20 protein-coding genes are annotated in these 22,486 nt (G+C 47.5%); all 20 read right to left on the minus strand.

The features are described 5' to 3' along the window. Positions 1-55 precede the first annotated feature (55 nt). Positions 56-586: a rod shape-determining protein MreD gene (gene mreD, locus ACYCSE_RS02845; protein ID WP_459701285.1), complete on the minus strand. Its 531-nt coding sequence runs from the start codon at positions 584-586 to the stop codon at positions 56-58. After that, positions 586-1,407 (minus strand): rod shape-determining protein MreC, encoded by an 822-nt coding sequence (gene mreC / locus ACYCSE_RS02850; RefSeq protein WP_043882320.1) that lies wholly within the window; start codon positions 1,405-1,407, stop codon positions 586-588. Before mreC ends, mreD begins: the two co-directional genes overlap by 1 nt. Positions 1,408-1,462: 55 nt before the next feature. Beyond that, the gene (locus ACYCSE_RS02855) at positions 1,463-2,497 is read right to left on the minus strand and encodes a rod shape-determining protein (protein WP_013311600.1); all 1,035 of its coding nucleotides are present in this window, start codon (positions 2,495-2,497) and stop codon (positions 1,463-1,465) included. A 106-nt stretch (positions 2,498-2,603) separates the two neighbouring features. Then, positions 2,604-3,296, minus strand: coding sequence for a RadC family protein (gene radC / locus ACYCSE_RS02860; RefSeq protein ID WP_025722728.1), 693 nt, complete (start codon positions 3,294-3,296; stop codon positions 2,604-2,606). Between the two features lie 13 nt (positions 3,297-3,309). Beyond that, complete coding sequence (locus ACYCSE_RS02865; protein ID WP_061828812.1) at positions 3,310-3,918, minus strand: Maf family protein; 609 nt, start codon at positions 3,916-3,918, stop codon at positions 3,310-3,312. A gap of 22 nt (positions 3,919-3,940) precedes the next feature. Beyond that, entirely contained in the window at positions 3,941-4,183 is a 243-nt protein-coding gene (locus tag ACYCSE_RS02870; protein WP_023989955.1) for a DUF4321 domain-containing protein, read from the minus strand. Between the two features lie 121 nt (positions 4,184-4,304). Then, positions 4,305-5,498, minus strand: a complete 1,194-nt coding sequence (locus ACYCSE_RS02875) for an SPOR domain-containing protein (protein WP_459701289.1) — start codon at positions 5,496-5,498, stop codon at positions 4,305-4,307. A gap of 166 nt (positions 5,499-5,664) precedes the next feature. Then, a complete protein-coding gene (murC, locus tag ACYCSE_RS02880) occupies positions 5,665-7,044 on the minus strand; it encodes a UDP-N-acetylmuramate--L-alanine ligase (protein WP_013311605.1) in 1,380 nt (459 codons plus the stop codon). Positions 7,045-7,050: 6 nt separating this feature from the next. Beyond that, positions 7,051-8,427: a bifunctional folylpolyglutamate synthase/dihydrofolate synthase gene (locus tag ACYCSE_RS02885; protein ID WP_459701291.1), complete on the minus strand. Its 1,377-nt coding sequence runs from the start codon at positions 8,425-8,427 to the stop codon at positions 7,051-7,053. A 36-nt stretch (positions 8,428-8,463) separates the two neighbouring features. After that, a complete protein-coding gene (locus ACYCSE_RS02890; protein WP_446676083.1) occupies positions 8,464-11,130 on the minus strand; it encodes a valine--tRNA ligase in 2,667 nt (888 codons plus the stop codon). A 409-nt stretch (positions 11,131-11,539) separates the two neighbouring features. Continuing rightward, positions 11,540-12,871 (minus strand): LysM peptidoglycan-binding domain-containing protein, encoded by a 1,332-nt coding sequence (locus tag ACYCSE_RS02895; protein WP_459701292.1) that lies wholly within the window; start codon positions 12,869-12,871, stop codon positions 11,540-11,542. 126 nt (positions 12,872-12,997) lie between these two features. Then, positions 12,998-13,912 (minus strand): RluA family pseudouridine synthase, encoded by a 915-nt coding sequence (locus ACYCSE_RS02900; RefSeq protein WP_459701293.1) that lies wholly within the window; start codon positions 13,910-13,912, stop codon positions 12,998-13,000. Next, entirely contained in the window at positions 13,909-15,213 is a 1,305-nt protein-coding gene (hemL, locus tag ACYCSE_RS02905; protein WP_235308614.1) for a glutamate-1-semialdehyde 2,1-aminomutase, read from the minus strand. The genes ACYCSE_RS02900 and hemL overlap by 4 nt, the downstream gene beginning before the upstream one ends. A gap of 30 nt (positions 15,214-15,243) precedes the next feature. Beyond that, positions 15,244-16,242: a porphobilinogen synthase gene (gene hemB, locus ACYCSE_RS02910; RefSeq protein ID WP_028541574.1), complete on the minus strand. Its 999-nt coding sequence runs from the start codon at positions 16,240-16,242 to the stop codon at positions 15,244-15,246. Between the two features lie 47 nt (positions 16,243-16,289). Beyond that, positions 16,290-17,846, minus strand: coding sequence for a uroporphyrinogen-III C-methyltransferase (cobA, locus tag ACYCSE_RS02915; protein WP_250266511.1), 1,557 nt, complete (start codon positions 17,844-17,846; stop codon positions 16,290-16,292). Positions 17,847-17,850: 4 nt separating this feature from the next. Next, positions 17,851-18,777: a hydroxymethylbilane synthase gene (gene hemC, locus ACYCSE_RS02920; protein WP_250266512.1), complete on the minus strand. Its 927-nt coding sequence runs from the start codon at positions 18,775-18,777 to the stop codon at positions 17,851-17,853. Between the two features lies 1 nt (position 18,778). Next, entirely contained in the window at positions 18,779-19,426 is a 648-nt protein-coding gene (locus ACYCSE_RS02925) for a precorrin-2 dehydrogenase/sirohydrochlorin ferrochelatase family protein (RefSeq protein WP_414126384.1), read from the minus strand. An 8-nt stretch (positions 19,427-19,434) separates the two neighbouring features. Next, positions 19,435-20,262, minus strand: coding sequence for a cytochrome c biogenesis protein CcsA (gene ccsA, locus ACYCSE_RS02930; protein ID WP_061828817.1), 828 nt, complete (start codon positions 20,260-20,262; stop codon positions 19,435-19,437). 16 nt (positions 20,263-20,278) lie between these two features. Continuing rightward, the gene (gene hemA, locus ACYCSE_RS02935) at positions 20,279-21,673 is read right to left on the minus strand and encodes a glutamyl-tRNA reductase (RefSeq protein WP_069290219.1); all 1,395 of its coding nucleotides are present in this window, start codon (positions 21,671-21,673) and stop codon (positions 20,279-20,281) included. 249 nt (positions 21,674-21,922) lie between these two features. After that, positions 21,923-22,321 carry an adenosylmethionine decarboxylase gene (gene speD, locus ACYCSE_RS02940; RefSeq protein WP_459702468.1) on the minus strand — a complete coding sequence of 133 codons (399 nt, stop codon included), beginning with the start codon at positions 22,319-22,321 and terminating at the stop codon, positions 21,923-21,925. Positions 22,322-22,486 lie beyond the last annotated feature (165 nt).

Below are 22,486 nucleotides of genomic sequence, written 5' to 3' on the forward strand. Positions count from 1 at the left end.
TCGTCCCCGGGACGTCAAATCCCTGCTAACCCGGACAAAATGTGTGTAAAAAGACCTAGACAGCCTCTTCCTTTTTCACACGGGTACCCAAACGCTGCAATTGCTTGCGAACCGGGACATAAATGATGAGGGCGAACAGAAAATGGATAAATAAATCAGGAATCATATACTGAGCAAGTGCCCAATTGAAAGTCTGATGATTCAGCTGGAACAGCTGATTAATAGCAAAAAGCATAGAATCCAGCAGGAAACTACCAATCAACACGGCTGCCATCATAATGGGCATCGGCGCACGCCTGGCTGTAAAAACAAGCCCCAATAAGTATGCAGACAACCCCATTGCAAAAGAGTAAGGCCCAATGATAAACCCGTAGAACACTACATCATGAATAAGTCCAAAAACAATACCTAGCACCAATGCTGTATGACGGCTGTAATACACAGACACAAACAAGATCACGACATATACAAAATTCGGAACCATTCTTGAATGCCAACTATCCGGAAGAAGCCACGGAAGAATCGTCCCTTCAGCTATAAACAGTACAAACAGCAGCAGTATTAGAACCTGACCGCGCATCTTCATTATTCCGGTACCTCAGGAGTATAAAGGATGAGCAGTTCTTTCCAATCCACAAAGCTGGCTGCCGGTTTAATAATCGCTGTCCGTGTTTTGCCAAATTCCCCAACCTGAATCTTCTCTACCGTTCCAATCATTAGGTTTTTGCGGAATTTCCCACCTGCACCAGATGTAATAATCTGATCGCCCTTTGCGATTGGGTCTTTTTCTTCAATGCGAGTCATTTGAAATCTGTTCGTACCCGGATCATAGCTTTCAATCATACCAAACGATTGATTTTCCTTGCCCAAAACTGTCGCTGCAATGGCATAAGAATTCGGATTTTTAGGATCCAATGTAGTCAACAACGTAACGGTGGACGTAAAATTCCCCGTACGACTAATGACTCCTACAAATCCTTCAAGCGAACTGACTTCCTGACCAACCTTCGCTCCGTCCTTCTCACCAATATCAATCACAAGCGTTTTGGAATCATTGCTGACGCTGTTCACTTGAGCAACACGATAATCATAATTATTTTTCGCCTTTTGCGTTTGGGTGAACTTCAGTTCATTCTGCAGTCTGGCATTTGTTTCAACATAATTATGGGTCTGAATCTGGTCACGAGTCAGCTTTGCCACAGCAATTTTTAATCGTTCATTTTCTTCGTAGATGCTGCGCATATTTCCGATATCTTCAAAGAAGCCCGCTATTGCTGAAGCGGGCCTGTAAAAGATACCTTGCACAAAGCCAATTGAATCTCTGGCGAACTTCTCGGGCCAGGTTAAGGAATTTCTCTGTCCAAGTGTAATCCCCATAAGGGCAATAAACAGAACGATTCCGATCAATAGAACAAATAGTCTTTTATTGCCAAACAGCTTAAACAGTTCCTACACCCCCGATTCAACGTTTGGAACGGACGGCAGAACTGCTGCGCGATTTGAACAAATGAATATTTTCCAGCGCTCTGCCTGTACCGATTGCCACACAATCCAGAGGATTTTCTGCTACGATCACCGGCATTCCGGTTTCACCTGCCAACAGCTTGTCCAGATTACGCAGAAGTGCTCCACCACCAGTCAGTACGATTCCTCTATCCATGATGTCCGCTGCCAACTCGGGAGGGCATTTTTCCAGTGTTACTTTGACCGCATCCACGATTGCATTGACTGTATCCGATAATGCTTCGCTAATTTCATCAGAAGTAATCGTAATCGTCTTCGGCAAACCTGTTACCAGATCACGTCCGCGAATTTCCGAGGTTTCCACTTGCTCTAATGGCATAGCTGAACCAACTTCCATTTTCAGTTGCTCTGAAGTCCGTTCACCAATCATCAGATTGTATTGACGCTTTACATATTGGATGATGGACTCGTCCATTTCATCGCCTGCCACACGCACGGAGCGGCTTGTTACAATCCCGCCCAGGGAGATGACTGCCACCTCGGTTGTACCTCCACCGATATCGACAACCATGCTTCCTGTTGGCTCCCATACAGGAAGATCAGCGCCAATTGCTGCTGCAAACGGCTCCTCTATTGTATATGCCTCTCTTGCACCTGCTTGCTTCGTCGCATCTTCAACAGCACGCTGCTCCACCGCAGTAATGCCTGAAGGCACACAAACCATCACGTTCGGATGGCGTGGAAACAAAGAACGTTGGGCTTGCGCCTGACGGATAAAATATTTGATCATCGTTGCTGTTGTATCAAAATCAGCAATAACACCGTCCTTCATCGGACGAATCGCACGGATATTTCCCGGTGTGCGACCGATCATTTTTTTCGCAGATTCACCAACAGCCTCAATGGTTTTTGTATCTGTACGCAAAGCAACTACAGATGGTTCACGAACCACAATTCCTTTACCTCTTACGTATACAAGCGTGTTTGCCGTCCCCAAGTCTATTCCCAAATCTTTTGTAAAGCCACCCAGCATGATGTAATCTCCTTTTCTCTTCCCTGAAATCTGTTATCCATGTATAAACGGTTTATTCAGGCCGGATTACCCGGTCGTGTTTAAATTTTTTGATTTAAATATTATATTATATCAGACCTTGTTCCTTCAAACTTACAAAGGTCCCGTCCCCGATCACAATATGATCAAGCACGTCGATACCCACGATGTTGCCCGCTTCCATCAGGCGACGAGTCAACTGAACATCCTCCGGGCTTGGCTTCGGATCACCGCTCGGATGGTTATGAGCGCAAATTATTGAAGCACTGCTGCATTTGATTGCTGCCCGAAATACTTCACGAGGATGCACGATGGCAGAATTCAGGCTACCCATAGATAGTGTTTCCTGAGCAATGACATGATTTTTAGTGTTAAGGAACAAGCATACAAAATGCTCTTTCTGCAAATAACGAAGCTGCTCAAACAACAGATCTGCCACATCCCGCGGGCAACTAATCACCGGGGTCTCTAAATGGCGAGACAATGCTAATCGACGCCCCAGTTCGATACCCGCTTTTAGCTGTATCGCTTTAGCATCCCCAATGCCCTTAATCTGGGTCAACTCGCTCAAGCTCATATCCACCAGTTGACGCAAATTTCCTGCCTGCTGCAAAATACGCTGCGCTAAATGCACCGAAGACTCATTTTGCGTTCCTGTACGCAGCAATATTGCCAGCAACTCCGCGTTGCTTAAGGCATCCGCCCCATATGTCATCATGCGCTCTCTTGGTCGTTCTTCATGGGGGAGGTCGCGAAGCATCAGTATTGGCGACTCCAGCATATGTTTATCCCCTTTATGGACGCAACACATTCACTCCAAAATCGGACAGCATGTCCGACAGCAAGGAAAGCGGCAATCCTACGACGTTAAAATAACAACCCTGAATAGATTCCACCAGCGTAGCACCCATGCCTTGAATGCCATACGCTCCTGCTTTATCAGACGGTTCACCAGTATTCACGTATGCCACAATTTGCTCTTGACTCAGAGGCTTCATTGTAACCTCCGTTTGGCGATGTCTGACAAGCATTTCGCCGGTTCCGGTATGTATGCAGGCTACCCCGGTGTACACACGGTGTGTTCTTCCCTGCAATGCAGTCAGCATGCGAACCGCGTCCGCATGGTCGGCAGGCTTGCCCAGTACCGAACCATCCAGCACGACAATGGTATCACTGCCAATCACCAGTCCGGCTTCCTTCGACTGAGTGGCGGTGTTCACGACCGCTTCGGCTTTGCGTGCCGCAAGGGTCTCCACGATTTGCTGAGGCGTCCAGCTCTCAGGCGTGCTCTCATCCGCATGACTCGGCACCACCTCAAAGGGGAGTCTCAAAAATGCGAGCAATTCCTTCCTTCTTGGTGAAGTCGATGCCAGAATAATGCGGGGCGTAATTTTCCCGTCCATAAGGGAAGCTCCTTTTCATCAGTTAGAGCCTGCGGTACAGCCAGAACGCGGCAATGATGCCGATCAGACTAAGCAGGCTCAATTCAAAATTTATCGTTATGTTGTAGCTGATAATATCCAAGTCCGCTCTCGGCGACCAAGATATCCTAGTGGGGTGGGTCAGAAAGGAAAGGAATTTGATCGATTGAAGGGCTTTGGCAATCCATGCACCCAAGAGCCAACCGAGCAACAAAAACAGTATAAGCATTCCTACATTTTTTTTCATCCTGATCTTCCCTCGCCATTTTTTGACACCTTCATTATTATACGGTGATTTGTACTGCAATACAAACAGAAATCCGGCATGGGGAACTATTTCCAGTTCCTTGCCGGAAAATATGGTTAGTCTATTGTTTTATGAATTGGATAAATTCCTTCTCACGCAAAACATATTCCATCATGGAGGACTGAATCTCCCAAATGTGTTCCTTGGCTGTATTCTTATTATATTCCCCAAGTGCAGAGATCGCACTGTTCATCGCCTTTTCAAGTGAGGTTGCGGAAGCAACCGCTTCCTTTGGAAGACCGGTAGGAAGTGCAGTGATATTTTGTGTCCACTGCTGATGCAGGTCGTTCAGCTCCTTCATGTCGGAGGCTGGCACCGTATTCGGACCTCCTTCTCCCAGCAAGGTTGAGGAAAGTCCGCTCAACTTACCTACCAATGAACTACTTAACTGAAAAAAGCCAGTGAGTTTATCACCTTCGCCTCCGTAAGCCGCTTTTTCGAATCCAGGCAATTCAAGCTCACGAACATACAATTCGACTCCTTGTGTTTTTAACTGATTGCTGAGTAACTTAGCTTGCTCCCTATCCGGTGATATTCCTGCATATACCCGGTTTTGGTCCTCGGTATCCCCTCCTGCTGCAATGCCTGCCTTCAACAGTTCTTCTTTTGCTTGTAAGGCCCGTTCTGGAGTGCTGAAAACCCCATATTGCAGCAAATAGTAGGTTTGTGGAGGTACCTGAGCCTCTATGACAGTGACAGGGACAGAATTCTCTTTTGCAGATATTGCATCCACACCAACGGATTCTTTAAAGACCGGTACAGCCTCCTCTACTGAGGGATCTGCTCCCGGGACCATGCCTCCTCCGTTAAACAGTAACAACATAATATATCCAAACATACCCCCGGTCACCAGTGCGCTGGCTACAGAACCAACCAGTTTCCATCTAGAAGGGTGGGGCGGACGCTTTCTGTACTGTTGGCCAGAATGATAAGCTTCCTCATCCTCTTCCAGGCTATCTGGTAGAACGTCCGCATCTGACCAAGAAGCCGCCGAACGGCCAAAGGGGTCATCCCATCCCTCTTGTACTCTTAATGTCGGAGCAAAGCGCCGGCTTGAAATGCGTTTATTCAGATCCTCAGGCTCATTGAGCTCTGCTTTTTGCGTAGTTACAGTATTTTTCTTCATTCCTCTAATCGTTTCACGCTGTTCGTTCGTAATCGACTCGTTTTTGTACGGAAGCACCTGTAGCTTGTCCTCCCGGCTTGTCTCCGGCAACTGTTGGTCGAACCGGAATGTCATCTTGGTCTTGTTCATGGATGCACTCCCTCCTTGTCCCATACTTCCTCATAGTCTGTTGTATGAGTCAAGCTAAGAATATATGCCCCAGCATTACAAAAAAAGGTATCCCGAAACACAGTCGTGTTCGGAATACCCTTGAATAAATGTAATTCATTGGCGTAACAGCTCATTTTTATACGTATTACACTTGCTGTCCGCGAAGATGGCGCGCTAACGCGTCACCTGCTTTCCAGATATCTCCCGCTCCCATCGTCAGCACAAGATCACCCGGCTGTAATCGATCTTTCAACTCCTCGATTACGGCTTCTTTAGTCGGCAAATAGATTGCATTAGCATTGCTGTTTTGGACGATTAAATCCACGAGCTTGGAAGAATGCACGCCTTCAATCTGTTTTTCTCCCGCTGGTGAATAAATATCGGTAATGATGACTTCACTAGCCTCGCTAAACGCACGGCTAAACGCATCGAGCAGGAAAAAGGTGCGGCTATAGCGTTGCGGCTGGAATACAGCAATAATACGCTTGCCAGTCGCTCTCGCTGCGCTAATCGTAGCCTCAATCTCTGTTGGGTGATGCGCATAGTCATCAATAATCAGTATGTCATTGCTTTCACCTAGTACTTGAAACCGACGCTTCGCTCCGTGAAATTCTACAATAGTAGCAGCGATTTGATCGAATGGAATCCCTGCTTCCAAACATGAAATCACAGTAGCCATCGCATTATACATGTTATGTTTACCCGGCACTGATAGTTCGATCGTTCCGAGTGCTGTTCCTTTACGGCTCATAGTGAAGCTTAATCGACGGTCGCCTAATTGGATATCTGTCGCCATATAATCCGCTTCATGCTCCACTCCATAAGTAATGACCCGAGTCTGGAGCTGAGGCAGCATTTCCCGGATGTTCTGATCATCTGCACATACAATAGCCGCTCCATCCGGTCGAATTTGACTCAAAAACTGTACATAGGCACTTTTCAGACGATTAAAGTCGCCATCGTAATTTTCCAAATGATCCGCTTCAATATTGGTTACAATGCCTTGCCAAGGATGATATTGCAGGAAAGAACCATCACTCTCATCCGCCTCAGCAACGACAAACTCGCTTTTACCTGCTTTGGCATTCGTCCCCAAATTCGTGATTTCGCCGCCAATAATATACGTTGGATCAACGTTACATCTCTCCATAACCAGAGCGATCATGGAAGAGGTTGTCGTTTTACCGTGTGCACCCGCAACAGCTATTCCCTTACGTTCGTTAAGCAAGCGAGCCAGCATCTGCGAACGATGCAGAGTTGGAATATTTAATTCCTCCGCTGCCACCCGCTCCACATTGTCACGTGACAATGCTGTTGAATAGACGACGATATCCGCGCCTGCAATATGCTCAGGTGTGTGTCCAATATATATTTTTGCGCCTTTTGCCGCCAGTTTTTCTGTCAGCTCCTGTGATGCCACATCTGAGCCAGTCACGGTATAACCCATCTCCAGCATGACCCGAGCAATCGCGCTCATCCCGTAGCCGCCGATACCGATAAAATGAACATGTTCTGAAGTAATCAACAAATTTCACCAACCTTTTTCCGAATCGGTTTGATACATAAGGGTAGCCCGTACATCCGCAATAAGGTACAGCGTGCCGGACACCACCCCCAGATCTTCCGCTTCCGTATGTGACTGAAGCAGGCCTAGAGCCTTTTTCCAGTCACCTTCTACAATTATTTTTAAATCCGTTTTGGCATAAGACGGCCGCAGCTTCTCCACGAGATGAGCCAATTCAGCGGCATTCATTTTGCGGCGAAAATCGGGCTCGGTCAGGATAAGCGTATCCACTAGTGGCAGTATATGCTGCAAGTATGCTTCATGATGCTTGTTTGACAGCATTCCCATCATTAAAACCAATTTTTTGTACGAATACACTTGAGGAAGACTCTTGGCCAGCGTCTGTGCTCCTTCTGGATTATGAGCTCCATCAAGGACAATCCTCGGCGAGGTACTGACTTGTTCGAGACGCCCTGCCCAGGCAGTTTCCCTAAAGCCCTCCAGCAATTCTGCATCATCCAACACAAAAGCCATATACTGACGTAGGACCTCAAGTGCCATCATAGCTCCTGCCGCATTAGAACATTGGTGCTCGCCTAACAACGTGATGTCAATTTCCATATGTCGGAAGGGCCCCGCGAATGAAAAGGTCTGAGCTGTTTCATTCCCATTTAGCCGTTCATACGTAAACTGTTCTCCTGCCAGGTACAAGGTAGCTCCTTGCTTTGTCGCCGTTTCACGAATGACCTGAATAGCCTCGGGTTGGGAAACACAACTGACGACAGGTACACCCGGTTTGATGATACCGGCCTTTTCCCTTGCAATCTGTTCGAGCGTATCTCCCAAAATATCCGTATGGTCATAGCCGACATTCGTAATAACTGAGACGATTGGATTCACGATATTAGTTACATCCATCCTTCCCCCGAGACCTGTCTCCCATACCACAACATCTGGGAAAGATACCGTAGCATAGTATAAAATAGCTAATGCTGTCGATACCTCAAACATTGTAGGTGATCCCAATTCACTATCTGCGATTTCTTTCACCAACGGATACAAGCGATTGGCAAGCAAAACCAGCGTTTCATCGGGAATATCGGTCCCATTGAATTGAAAACGGTTCGTAAATCGGGTGATGTACGGAGACGTAAAAGTTCCGACATCGTACCCACATTTCAGTAGCACAGAGGTCAGAAAAGCACAAGTTGAGCCTTTACCGTTGGTTCCCGCAATATGCACAAATTTCAGATGTCGTTGCGGATCACCCAATTTACTCATTAGCTGTTCAATTCGTTCCAATCCGGGTCTGATACCAAACGGAATCAAGCCGTTAATCCATTCCACTGCTTCATCATAGCTTTGTAAAGGAGCCGTGTCTCCGCCCCTGATCGTATCTGACATCCTCTTCACCTTCAGGTCATTTTATTGTGAGTGAAATTATCCCTTGAGTTCTTCAATACGTGCGATAACTTTAGCGCGCTTATCTGAGTAATCGGCTTGCTTGGCCTTCTCTTCCTCGATGACTTTAGCTGGTGCCTTCGCCACAAAGCCTTGGTTAGATAACTTTTTCTCCACGCGCTCCACTTCACTGTTCAAATGCTGAAGTTCTTTTTCCAGTCTGCTAATTTCCTGGGCAATATCAAGCAGTCCGGCCAGCGGCAGGTATAGCTCTGCGCCGCTAACTATAGATGTCATCGCTTTATCTGGAACGGTGAATTCTAATCCCGCGTCGAATTCAGACGTATTACAGAATCTACGTACATATTCCCCATTGCGGTTAATGATATCGAGAACGGCTTGATCACCGGGTTTTATGAGTAATTCAATTTTTTTACTCATCGGCACGTTGACTTCAGCACGGATATTGCGCACAGCGCGAATTACATCGATCAGCAAATTCATTTCTGCAACTGCATCCTTATCCTCAAAAGAAGGATCATAAACAGGCCAAGCGGCCAGTGTAATCGTCTCCCCCTCATGCGGAAGATGCTGCCATATTTCCTCAGAGATAAACGGCATGAACGGATGAATCATGCGCAGTGTCCGATCCAATACATATGCAAGTACGGACTGCGTTTTCTTTTTCGCCTCTGCATTTTCGCCATATAGGGAAAGCTTCGCAAACTCGATGTACCAGTCGCACAAATCATCCCAAATAAAGTTATACAGAAGGCGGCCTGTCTCGCCAAATTCATAAGCATCTATTAGACGCGTGATGTCGCGTGAAGTTTCGTTTAGACGATGCAAAATCCAACGATCAGCAGTGCTTAAGTCACCAGTAATGTCTATATCTGCCGAAGTGACGCCTTCCAGATTCATCAGCGCAAAGCGTGACGCATTCCAAATTTTATTGGCAAAGTTACGGGCCTGCTCTACCCGCTCCCAGCGGAAACGAAGGTCTTGCCCAGGCGTGCTACTGGTGGAAATCATATAACGCATGGCATCGGTACCATATTGGTCAATCACGTCGAGCGGATCAACACCGTTGCCGAGGGATTTGGACATTTTTCTACCGTCCGCATCACGAACCAACCCGTGCATAAGTACGTCCTTGAACGGAATCTCTTCCGTAAACTCCAACGCGGTAAAAATCATACGCGATACCCAGAAATAAATAATGTCATAGCCTGTAACCAAGACATTAGTCGGATAGTAGCGTTTGAGGTCCTCTGTCTGCTCAGGCCAGCCCAGTGTCGAAAACGGCCATAAAGCCGAGCTGAACCAAGTATCCAGCACATCCTCATCCTGTTTTAACTTTCTGCCAGCATACTCAGGCAAAGTTGTAGGGTCCTCCGCCGATACAATAACTTCTCCGGTCTCTTCATCGTACCAAGCCGGAATACGGTGTCCCCACCATAATTGACGGGAAATACACCAGTCACGCACATTTTCAATCCAATGCAGATAAGTACGTTCAAAGCGATCCGGTACAAAGTTTACTCCGTTGCCAGCCTTCTGCACTTCAATCGCTTTAGCTGCCAGAGGCTTCATTTCCACAAACCATTGTGTGGACAGATAAGGTTCTACAACTACACCTGTACGCTCACTGTGGCCTACTTGGTGTACGTGCTCTTCAATACGAATCAGTACGCCCTGCTCTTTCAGATCAGCGACGATTTGCTTACGGCAATCGCTACGATCAAGGCCCTGATATTTGCCTGCTTCGGCATTCATCGTTCCCGTTTCGTCCATCACCGTAATTTGTGGCAGCTGGTGACGTTGTCCCATTTCAAAGTCATTCGGGTCGTGAGCCGGTGTAATTTTAACCGCGCCGCTACCGAAATCTTTATCAACATAATCATCCGCAATGACCGGAATTTCCCGTCCGATGATTGGGAGCACAAGCGTTTTGCCGATCATTTGCTTGTAGCGTTCATCTTCCGGGTGTACAGCTACAGCTGTATCGCCCAGCATCGTTTCAGGACGTGTAGTGGCTACCGTAATAAATCCGCTACTGTCTTTCAGTGGATATTGCAGGTGATACAGATTTCCGTTCACCTCTTTGTATTCCACCTCAATGTCCGATAATGCAGTACGTGCAGCAGGGTCCCAGTTAATGATGCGTTTACCGCGATAAATCAGACCTTTCTTGTACAGTTTAACGAATACCTCACGTACCGCTTGGGACAGTCCCTCATCCAGCGTAAAACGCTCACGAGAATAATCGAGAGAAAAGCCCATCTTTTCCCATTGGTTATGGATATTATCTAGATAAAGATCCTTCCACTCCCACACTTTCTCCAAAAACTTCTCGCGGCCCAAATCATAACGTGTCAGGCCTTCTTCACGCAGCTTTTGCTCTACCTTTGTTTGGGTAGCAATACCCGCATGGTCTGCCCCTGGCAGCCACAAGGCATCATACCCCTGCATCCGCTTGGCGCGAATAATAATATCCTGCAAAGTAAAGTCAAGAGCATGTCCAATATGCAACATACCTGTAACATTCGGTGGTGGAATAACGATTGTAAAAGGCTCTGCCTCTGGATGTTGCCCAGCGCGGAAATAACCCTTCTCCATCCACGTTTTGTACCATTTTTGTTCTGCTGATTTTGGATCGTACGTTGTTGGCATTTCCAAGGTTGTCTTGTTGTCTTGTTCTGACATATCAGGATACCTCCATGATTTTTCAATTGGCAAATAAAAAAAGCCTTTCATCCTCAAAGGACGAAAGGCTGTTCTCTCGCGGTACCACCTTTGTTTCACCCCTAGTGTATGTATCCACTGATCCATTACACATGGTGTGACACTTTATGCAGATAACGGTTGCGGACCGGCCTTATTCTACCGTGAGCCTCTTATCTTCCGTAGGAATTAAATGAGGAACCGTTCAAACAGGCGACTCCCGGGTGACTTCGGCCAGTAGCTTCCTGCGGAACCTCACAGCGCTGCAATTCCACTCTCTGAAGGGCTTGCTGCCTACTCTTCCCGATCTCAGTCTTTCAATAACTATACCACATCATACATTTCCCATTGACTATAGTCAACACCCGCCGTGCATTTTTCAGCAACCGGATCAAGGGATATACAATACCTGTCCTTCTTCCACATGATGCTCCGCCAATCTGTTATACAGTTGAAGCTCACGTGTGCTGAGCTGATAACGGTCAGCTATGGTTTCCAGTGTATCCTCGCGCTGTACAATGCATAACCGCACCTTGCGAAAAGGTGTTTCATCTTGTGTATGAAAAAAAAGGTTCTTCCACTTGGCATTCTCTCGCTCTTCTTCGGCTTTCTGATCCTGATCCTGCGGCTCCTGCTCCAACTGCTGCTGGTATTCGGCTTCCTTCACCGAACGGCTGGATTGGAGCAATGATGAGTAGACAACCGGGTCTGGCTCGTCTGCCCCTTCATCCTTTTTACTGTTGAGCGCTACACGCATCTCTGGCTTATCCTCAGTAAAGGCCTCATGGGCCTCGTGGTTAACCTGTTCTGACGCTTCAGGCCTGAAGTCGAAGTTATCTACTTGACTCGCTTCCAACTGTGTCTCCAGATAGACCTCGGACTCCGTGCCAGGATGCGGTTCAGACAGCAAAGGTTCATATACTATATTAGGAGATGCGGAAGATACTTTGGGCTCATTTCCCCCTGCCCATGCTTCCTCTTGCTGAAATCCCCACACTTCCGGAGACCCATGCTCATGCTTGACCTCGGGAGAGCTGTCTTCAACTGCTTTGCCCGTCCAAGGCTCATAGAATCGGTTAGGATCTACTGCCGACTCATAAGCTTGCTGTTCCGACAATGACTTCTGTTCCTCATGGTCCTCAGACGGCTGTTCCCAAGAAACGGACTCCTGTTGTGATGGCACTCTGTAGGAAGTTTCAGGATCTGTAACGTGATCGGAGGACGAGTCATTGGTAGAATAGGCCTCTGCATGATGATGCTCTCCATCGGCGGAAAGGGATTGAACCGGATGCTCAGGTGCATGCACTACGGTAAATTCCTCATCCAGCCAAACCGCCGTCTCCTCCGCGTGCGAGCTTTCCACGCCATGCAAAGAAAGAACGCCTGTAATATTTAGACTACGTAAAGAAAGCAGGTCCACATCAAAATTTTCAATCTCGACAGAGATATCTTCCAATCTCCCTACGCGGTTTAGCGGAATGGTAATTTCCACAGGGATCAAATGATGAAGCTCGCTCGTGATCTGTTTAGGTGTGCGGTACACGCCCTCCAGCAGCAAATGCCCTCGCAAAGCGGCATGGTCGCCGTGGGTTACAACCTGAATGCGTGGCAGAAGCTCAATTTCCTCCAACTCAGCAATCCCGGCAGCTTCCTCCGTCAAATGAATGCGTTCATAAATATCAAAACGCAAGCCTTGCGGCTGATCATTCTGTTGTTTGTTCAAGGATGGCATCCTCCTTTGGGCAGTCTCCGCACATCCTCTGACTTCTGGTCAGGCGCACGGAAACTCCATATTGCAAACCGTTTCTAGGTTCAAGTATATGCGCCAAAATAGAAGGCATGCCATCTTTTATAGCTGTTTGTGTAGCTTTTGAAAATCATCCGGCCAAGCATCCTCCACGGTAATCGTTTCGCCACTCAGCGGATGACAGAAGGTAAGACGCTCTCCGTGCAGCGCCTGCCTGCCAAAATCAGTAGCCCGCCCCCCGTATAATACATCCCCAAGCAACGGGTAGCCAGCATGACTAAGATGTACGCGAATCTGGTGCGTCCGGCCTGTCTCCAGCGTCAGATATACGAGACTCACTGCACTTGGACCGCTTCCCCATACTTCCCCGAGTTCAATATGGGTAACCGCCTTTTGCCCAGTTGGAGATACACGACGGCGCTGCTTATGATGCCTGTCCTTGCCAATCGGCCAATCCAACGTTCGCAGCGATGGGGGTACTTTCCCTCGTACCAAAGCTACATACCTGCGGCCTATATCCTTAGCTCGCATTTGCTCGTCCAGCTTGAGCAACGCAAATTCATTTTTGGCATATAGCACTGGGCCCGTCGTATCCACATCCAGACGATGTACATGCCGTACCGCCGCATGAATGCCATTCATCTCATAGTAGGATGCGACAGCATGATCCAACGTCAGCGGACCATCCTGCACAGCGCCGTCCGGATGTACTGCCATACCTGCCGGTTTATGCACTACCAGGCAAAAATCATCTTCATACAGTACCTTCAAATCATACCAACGAGGGGTGATTCCAAGGTTCATTACAGGAAAAAGGGCCAGCCGCAGCCGGTCCCCTGTAAGTTCAATCTCTTTTGCATGACGCAGTCTGCGCCACAGCTTTTCCGGTAATTTCAAACGATTCAGCAACCACTGATCTACAGCATCAGCATTGTTTTTTTCCCCGTCTGTGATTTCCCGTCCTGGCGTGACTTCCAGCCACGGTCCTCTTCTTTTCCAGCCACCTTGCCAGCTCATAGACGTTTGAGCGCGCGATAGTTCGCCTCAATGGTGGCATCAATATCCTCTACCGTATGCACGCCCGACACAAACATACCCTCAAATTGAGATGGTGCCACACTGACTCCCTCATTCACCATTTCAGTAAAGTAACGGCGGAAGTGGTCCTGATTACTCGTTTTAGCTGTGTCAAAATTGACAACCTTTTCTTCTGTAAAAAATGGACAAACCATGGAACCCACGCGATTGATCGTGACAGGGATACCCAGCTCGCTCGCATTACGTTCGAATCCGGCTTGAAGTCTTGCTGCCCGCTCTTCCAGGCGATCGTATACTTCTGGCGTCAGCAATTTAAGTGTCGAATAACCTGCTGCCATAGCCAGCGGATTTCCGCTAAGCGTACCCGCTTGATAAATTGGCCCCGATGGAGCAATCTGCTCCATAATATCGCGACGTCCGCCGTAAGCACCTACAGGGAGTCCACCACCAATCACTTTACCCAGACAGGTAAGATCCGGCGTCACACCAAAGCGACCTTGAGCCGAATGAAGTCCAACCCGGAATCCAGTCATCACTTCATCAAAAATCAGCAGACTTCCGTACTGCTGGGTTACCTCACGCAAACCTTCCAAAAATCCAGGCTGTGGCGGTACAACTCCCATATTGCCTGCTACTGGCTCGACAATAATTGCGGCAATCTCTTCGCCAAATTTCTCAAAAGCTAGCTTCACCGAAGCCAAATCATTATAAGGAACGGTGATGGTATGGGTGGCTACGACTTCAGGTACACCCGGACTATCGGGCAAACCTAATGTCGCAACCCCAGAGCCTGCTTTAATCAGCAAGCTGTCCGCATGACCGTGATATGATCCCTCAAATTTAAGAATTTTACTACGGCTCGTAAATCCGCGTGCGAGTCGAATCGCACTCATAGTCGCCTCAGTTCCGGAGTTAACCATACGTACAATGTCCATAGAAGGAACACGCTCACATACGAGCTTGGCCATTTCGGTTTCTGCCAACGTTGGTGCGCCGAAGCTGGTTCCTTTTACAACAGCAGCCTGTAAAGCTTTAACCACTTCGGGATGTGCATGGCCCATAATAAGCGGTCCCCATGAACATACATAGTCTAAATAGGATTGACCATCAATATCATATACACGCGATCCTTCGCCATGGTCAATATATACAGGTGTAATCCCAACAGATTTAAAAGCCCGTACCGGGCTGTTAACGCCACCCGGAATGTATTGTTTTGCCTCATCAAAGGCTACTTTGGAGTTCGTATCCTTGCGCACTTTCCGTTGTTCGTCGATCAATCTGACCACTCCTATCTTCTGAAAATAGACTTATTGCTTCAACCATCTTGCCGCATCCTTGGCCGAATAGGTAATAATCATATCTGCACCCGCACGCTTCATGCTTGTCAAAATCTCCAGCACCATTGCTTTTTCATCAATCCAGCCTTGGAGAGCGGCTGCCTTGACCATGGCATATTCACCACTAACGTTGTAAGCCACCATAGGCAGATCAAATTGATCCTTAATCGTGCGCATCACGTCCAGGTAAGAAAGAGAAGGCTTCACCATCAGCATATCCGCACCCTCCAGCACATCAGACTCCGCTTCTCGCAATGCTTCACGTGCATTGGCAGGGTCCATCTGATAGGATTTGCGGTCACCAAACTGCGGCGCAGAATCTGCAGCTTCCCGGAAAGGACCATAAAAAGCAGACGCATATTTGACGGAATACGACATAATCGGAATATGTGAAAAGCCTTCCAGATCCAGCCCCTGCCGAATCGCTTGTACAAAACCGTCCATCATATTAGATGGCGCGATAATATCCGCACCAGCTCTGGCCTGAGAAACGGCTGTACGTACCAGCACCTCAAGAGATTCATCATTCAATACTTCACCGCATACCTCACCATCATGCTCATGCATGTGTACCATACCGCAGTGTCCATGGTCCGTAAACTCACACAAACAAGTGTCAGCCACAACCAGCAGTTCGGGATAACGAGACTTGATCAAACGAGTAGCTTCCTGAACAATACCATCGTCCACAAAAGCCGAAGTCCCTACACTGTCTTTTGTTTCCGGTATGCCAAACAGGAGCACGGCGGGAATGCCAAGCTCACTAATCTCTTTTAGTTCTTCCTCCAGCCGATCCAGAGAAAAACGGTATACACCTGGCATAGAGCTAATTTCCTGTTTCACCCCAGTGCCAAATGTTACGTAGATCGGTTGGATAAAATCAGCGGGATTTAATACCGTCTCACGCACCATACTGCGAATTGCAGCCGACTGGCGCAAACGACGATGTCTAGTAAAAGGAACACTCATGAATACAAACCTCCATTTTTTATACATTCATTAGCAAAAACAAAAAATTATAATGTCATAAGAGTACTTGATCGTTTCCAGTCACATAACGATTGGATCAGGCTTTCAATGGTTGCCTTCTCTGACATAAAACTCACAGTCAAACCGGCTTGGGTAGCTGTCTCACCGGTCAAAGGACCTATCACAGCAATCGTAACTCCCTCCAGCAGCGACAACGGATCATGGATCCCCATTTGCCTGAGCGCTTCCAGAAAAAAGGTGACGGTTGAGGAACTCGTAAACGTAATCGCATGAATGGCACGTTCCTCAAGCAGCTTGAGGAGCTCGTCATCCTGTGTGTTGGCTGCCAGCACAGTTTGATACAAATCAGCCTCGGTCACATGAAGCCCCATCTCCCTCAGCTTTTCTGGCAGCCACGGCCGTGCTAGATCACCTCTAGGTAGAAATACGTTCTGCCCTGCCTGCAAATCCTGCTCAAACCCTTCGAGCAAGCCTTCTGCCTGAAAAGGGCCTTCGATCTGTTCTGCCACAATTCCGTGTGTCCGAAGCGCAGCTGCTGTAGCTGGTCCGACTGCGGCAATACGCGCTTTGAACAGCATGCGTACGTCCTTGCCCTGTTCCTTTAAGTGCGTGAAAAAGTATTCAACTCCATTAACGCTGGTGAAAAACACCCAATCATATTCAGGTAGTCGCGCAAATGCCTCTTTAATTTCCTGTTTGGTTGGCTCGTCCGAAGGGGCGACCGTCTGAATAACTGGAAATTCATATGGCTCGCCACCAAGCTCCTCAATCCGGTGAACCAGACTGCTGGCCTGCGCACGCGCGCGAGTAACCAAAATCCGCTTGCCAAACAAAGGCATGTCCTCAGCCCATTTTAACTGTTCACGTTGATTGACCACTTCTCCGACAACGATGACGGCGGGAGGTTGGAAATTCGCGGCCTTCACCTTAGCTTCAATATCCGCCAGCGTACCCACCAGCGTATCCTGCTCAGCGCGGGTCCCCCAACGGATCAAGGCAACAGGAGTATTTGACGGCTTGCCGTGTTTTATCAGCTGTTCACTGATATAGCCGATCTTTGCTACACCCATCATAAAGATCAGTGTGCCCGTTGCGTTCGTCACTTTATCCCAATGAATACTTTTGTCGAGTTTATCGGGACTTTCATGACCTGTAATGATAGACAGCGATGAGGCCATATCCCGGTGTGTGACTGGAATGCCCGCATAGGCGGGCACACTGATTGCTGATGTGATGCCGGGTATAATTTCATAAGAAATACCATGTTTACGCAGTAGCCCGGCTTCCTCGCCGACTCGTCCAAATATAGTGGGGTCTCCCCCTTTAAGACGAACAACTGTTTTTCCTTCCAAGGCCAAATCCACCAGCAGCTGATTAATTTCCTCTTGCTTCATGGTGTGACGATCTGGCAACTTGCCGACATAGATTTTTTGGGCACCTGGCTTCATCAATCCCAAGAGGCGCGGGCTTGCCAGTCTGTCATATACAATGACATCGCCCAATTGAATGCATTCCCAACCCTTGACCGTAATTAATCTTGCGTCTCCGGGTCCTGCACCTACCAAATATACTTTTCCTGCCATGCTATCATCCCCTCACCTGCGCAAGAATCTGTTCCGCTCCTTTGGCTATCAAACTGGCCGCCACCGCTTCTCCCAGCTTTTGCGAATCATTTCCCTGGAGCGTTTCCTTCAAAATAACCTCGCCATCTGGCGAGCCTACCATGCCCGTGAGGCTGATTTCTTGACCAGCCCAGACCGCATGAGCCCCGATCGGCACTTGACACCCCCCATTTAACACGCCCAGAAAGGTTCGTTCTGCCGCAACGGTAGCCGAGGTATCCCGGTCGTTGTAAAGGCGCAGCAAGGCCAATAGTTCTTCATCGCTCGCACGACATTCAATACCTAGCGCTCCCTGCCCAACCGCCGGCAAACAGTCTTCTTCCGATATATAGGATGTAATTCGCTCTTTCCAGCCCATCCGATGCAAGCCTGCTGCCGCCAAAATGATAGCATCAAAACCTTCCGTCTCCAGCTTTTTCAGACGGGAATCAATATTACCCCGCACAGGCTCCAATTGTAGATCAGGTCGCATGGACTTGATTTGACTGGCTCTGCGCAGGCTGCTCGTGCCCACCTTTGCCCCTTGAGGCAAATCCTCCAGGCTCTTGGCGCCCAATGTGATCAGGCAATCACGTGGGTCCTCACGGCGCGGCACAGCGCCGTTGACAAGCCCTTCCGGCAATTCGGAAGGCATATCCTTCATACTATGTACTGCCATATCAATCTCACCAGCCAGCATGGCCTGTTCAATTTCTTTGACAAAAAGCCCTTTGCCACCCACTTTGGACAAGGTTACATCCAATATTCGATCACCCTTGGTCAGGATTTTCTTCACGACAAATTGCAAATCCATTCCATGCTTCGCGCACAGCGCGTTCAAATCTTCAATGACATGCCCGGTCTGAGTTAACGCCAGCGCACTCTGTCTGCTGCCTACCACAATTGTTCGCATGTTATTCCTCCTGATTTTGCGCAATCCATAGGTCTATTTCTTTTTCGGTCCAAGCCATAAATTCATGACGCCGTATTTGATCCAAAATTCCGCTACTCGCCAAGCGCCTCAGTAGTTTGGTCCTTTGCTGTGGGGAACTTATCTTACGTTTGATGATCTGTCGCATATCGTGCATGAAATCCAGATATGGCTCGTATTCGCTACCAAACAACGTATTCAAAGCTGATGTAATATCAGTGGTCACAGCAGGGCCAGCCCCTTCTGTGGAAATACTAATCGTCAGTCTTCCTCGTCGAATGGTACCCGGCGTTATAAAGTTTCCCTCTTCCGATCGATCCGCCACATTTACCAGTATACCCCTTTGTCTGGCCTCGTGCGCAACCTCATCATTCACTTCTCTCTGGTTCGTCGCCGCATATACAAGAAAGGCTCCCTGGAGGTCACCCTCGCGATATACGCGATTTACCCAGTGGAGCTGCTTGTGATCCGCCAGAACCTGTAAATCCGGCGTTATATTCGGGCTAATGACGGTAATGAATGCCCCACTTTCCATCATCCCCTTTACCTTTCGTTCCGCAATCCTACCGCCACCTACAACACAACAGATCTTATTCTTACAATTCAACGAAATCGGGACAAAATGCTGCAAAAGGCTTTTCACTCTCCCGTCCACTGATGAAATACAGACCAGGAATTTAGCAAAAAATTAAGAATCAATAGCGTGTAGCCCACCAATGCCCACTTTGCCATTACTAGCCCTGAACGCTGATTCAATCTTTTGCTCACTAAAAATATAATATACACGCACAAGGCAATCGCTGTCATCAGCACCTTGGTATCTAGCAAGAGACGCCAGCGTTCCTCGGCAATAATAGAAATAACGGCAACTACAATAGAGACTCCCAACAAAGGAGTACCAATCAACAGCGCCATATGCGTATACCGGTCCATCATTTCTAGACTCGGCAAGCGTCGGATAGTGTCATTCCATTTCTTTACTTTCAATTTACGATGCAAAAACAGATATAACCCCGAAAATACAGCTGCTACCGTCATTGCTACAAAACCAAGATTAGCCAGCGCAATATGAATCAGGAGCAGACCATGCACGGTATGCCAATTTCCAAGTGGGTTGTCCAGAGGCTCCATCCATATATTGTTGAGCACTAGCACTGCAAAACTAATAATATTAAGCAACAATACCGCAAATTCGGATCGCTGATAACGTGTCAGAATCAAAGAAATCAGTACCAAAATAACTGAGAACAGAAATAGAAAATCATAGGTCACGAAAATAGGAAGATGCCCTTCATTCCAGGTTCTTATCCCCATATAAGCAAGCTGGAGCACCAGAACGACAACAAGAAGCCCTGTACCTGTCCGTTTAGCATTCGCATTACGACGAATCCCATCCGAGAATACAAACAGAAGGCTCAGGGCAAAAACATAAATCATTGAATCATATATAAGCATGCCTGAAGCCACTTCTGTTCACCCACCTTTACAGGCTGGCCGGCGCAAACGACGCTGGCAAAGCCTGAGCCTGAACGGTTTTTTCATGAACACCGGCTTCCGGTTTCATTAACGCAGATGCATCGCTTTTATCTACTTTCTGAGCGGCGTCATCCAAACGATCCTCCAGTGCAAAAATGTGGCTAAACATGTCTAGGGCCTCATTTCCCTGCTTTTGGACAGCCAGTTCCTTTACCCGATTGATCGGATCATGCATCATCTGATTCAGCATACTTTTCGTCAAGCGGCTAATCACTTTGCGTTGCCGTTCATCCAGCTCGGGAAGCTTATTGAACAAGCTTTCCAACGTATCCTGATGTACAGACTCCGCTTTTTCCTGTAATGCACGAATCACCGGACGCACTCCCATCGTTTTCAACCATTGATAAAACTCACTAAGCTCATCTTCGATCATATGCTCGATTTTTGTAGCTTCGGTACGGCGCATTTCCAAATTGCTCTCCACGATCCCTTCCAGATCATCAATATCGTACAGGAAAACATTCTGTAATTCACCAATAGCTGGGTCGAGATCACGCGGAACCGCAATATCAATCATAAACAAAGGACGGGACTGTCGACGTTTCATACTTGCTTCAACCCGAGTCCGATCCAGAATATAACCCTGGGCACCTGTCGAACTAATGACAATATCCACATCCGCCAACCGATTCATGCCTTCCTCCATCGTAACCGGCGTTCCATGGAACTTGGAGGCAAGGTCTTCCGCACGGGATAGGGTTCGGTTTGCTACAATAACCTCAGCTGCTCCACCGCTGTACAAATGCTTAACAGTAAGCTCGCTCATTTTACCAGCACCGAGAATCAGTACCTTTTTATCGGTAAACATCCCGAAAATCCGTTTGCCCAGCTCAACTGCTGCATAGCTGACAGATACGGCACTTTCTCCAATAGACGTCTCCGAATGGGCACGCTTGCCCAATGTGACGGCCTGCTTAAACAACATATTAAACCACGTTGCCGTAATTTTCTGGGATTGAGCCTGAAGAAAAGCGTTCTTTACCTGTCCCAAAATTTGTGTTTCTCCGATTACCATAGAATCAAGGCCACAAGTCACACGGAACAAATGCCGAATCGCCTGCTCGTCCTCATATATATATAAATGTTGTGTAAATTGATCACGCGGAATGCCAAACCATTGCTCCATAAAACTGCGTATAAAATAACCGCACATGTGAAGGCGGTCCACCACAACATATATTTCAGTCCGATTGCAGGTTGCGACAACTACGCCCTCCAACACACTTTTGGTAAGTTTGAGTTGTTCCAGCGCTTTTGGCAAATCTTCTTCTGCAAATGTAAAACGCTCTCTGACTTCCACAGGCGCCGTACGATAATTCAACCCAACAACGACGATGTGCATTGCAAATTCACCTGCCTAAACTGTAATAAGAATAACCACTGTTATCATAAACTATGTTAATTATATCACAGAAGTCCGAATCTCCTTCGGCTGTTTTATGAATTGTTTATGAAAATTGGATGGCGTTCATGAACATCTAGCACGTTCTGTAGGATTTGATTTAGTGTAAACCACTTTTAAAACAAATAACCATGGAAATGTTCCATGGTTATAATATAGGACGCACAAAGGGCTCCATAAAAGAATGATTTACACCAACTCAGCCAACTTGCACTCCGGTGATTCCACCTGAAGTTCTCCCAAGCCGCGAATCAGCTTCTTCACATATGTTTTTTTCGGTTTTAGAACGGATACCAGGTAATCAATAGCCAGCTGCGGATCGACAGTCTCACCGCAAGTATAACAATCAATAGCGGCAAATCCTCTCTCAGGATACGTATGAATAGAGAGATGACTCTCCGACAACAGTACAAGCACGGTAGCTCCCTGTGGTTCGAATTGCTTGGATTGAACGGACATCACCGTTGCTCCGCAAGCTTCAGCTGCTTCAACTAATTGAGCCTCCAAAAACTGCGCATCATTCAGTAATTCAAACTCAACACCCCAAGTATCTACGGCAACGTGTCTTCCGAAAGTTGAGTACTCCAATTCCATCTTTCGGTTCCCCCTTCCTAGGAATAAAATGTTTGAAAAAATTTCATCCGCTAGGACCTACGTCATTCACTTCCCGAGGGAATAACCTCTCGCAACATTCAATGTCCTGAGTGAATCCTGGTTCCTATATTCATTTTCAACGAGATTAAAAATAACATC

This window comes from Paenibacillus sp. SEL1 (assembly GCF_054602535.1).

What these genes read in the sequence shown, in the direction of transcription:
- ACYCSE_RS02900 (WP_459701293.1), bottom strand. Translation starts at nt 13,912, where the DNA reads ATGAGCTGGCAAGGTGGCTGGAAAAGAAGAGGACCGTGGCTGGAAGTC.
- hemB (WP_028541574.1), bottom strand. Translation starts at nt 16,242, where the DNA reads ATGAGTGTTCCTTTTACTAGACATCGTCGTTTGCGCCAGTCGGCTGCA.
- mreD (WP_459701285.1), bottom strand. Translation starts at nt 586, where the DNA reads ATGAAGATGCGCGGTCAGGTTCTAATACTGCTGCTGTTTGTACTGTTT.
- hemA (WP_069290219.1), bottom strand. Translation starts at nt 21,673, where the DNA reads ATGCACATCGTCGTTGTTGGGTTGAATTATCGTACGGCGCCTGTGGAA.
- ACYCSE_RS02855 (WP_013311600.1), bottom strand. Translation starts at nt 2,497, where the DNA reads ATGCTGGGTGGCTTTACAAAAGATTTGGGAATAGACTTGGGGACGGCA.
- cobA (WP_250266511.1), bottom strand. Translation starts at nt 17,846, where the DNA reads ATGGCAGGAAAAGTATATTTGGTAGGTGCAGGACCCGGAGACGCAAGA.
- ACYCSE_RS02870 (WP_023989955.1), bottom strand. Translation starts at nt 4,183, where the DNA reads ATGAAAAAAAATGTAGGAATGCTTATACTGTTTTTGTTGCTCGGTTGG.
- ACYCSE_RS02865 (WP_061828812.1), bottom strand. Translation starts at nt 3,918, where the DNA reads ATGGACGGGAAAATTACGCCCCGCATTATTCTGGCATCGACTTCACCA.
- ACYCSE_RS02875 (WP_459701289.1), bottom strand. Translation starts at nt 5,498, where the DNA reads ATGAACAAGACCAAGATGACATTCCGGTTCGACCAACAGTTGCCGGAG.
- hemC (WP_250266512.1), bottom strand. Translation starts at nt 18,777, where the DNA reads ATGCGAACAATTGTGGTAGGCAGCAGACAGAGTGCGCTGGCGTTAACT.
- radC (WP_025722728.1), bottom strand. Translation starts at nt 3,296, where the DNA reads ATGCTGGAGTCGCCAATACTGATGCTTCGCGACCTCCCCCATGAAGAA.
- ACYCSE_RS02890 (WP_446676083.1), bottom strand. Translation starts at nt 11,130, where the DNA reads ATGTCAGAACAAGACAACAAGACAACCTTGGAAATGCCAACAACGTAC.
- ACYCSE_RS02885 (WP_459701291.1), bottom strand. Translation starts at nt 8,427, where the DNA reads ATGTCAGATACGATCAGGGGCGGAGACACGGCTCCTTTACAAAGCTAT.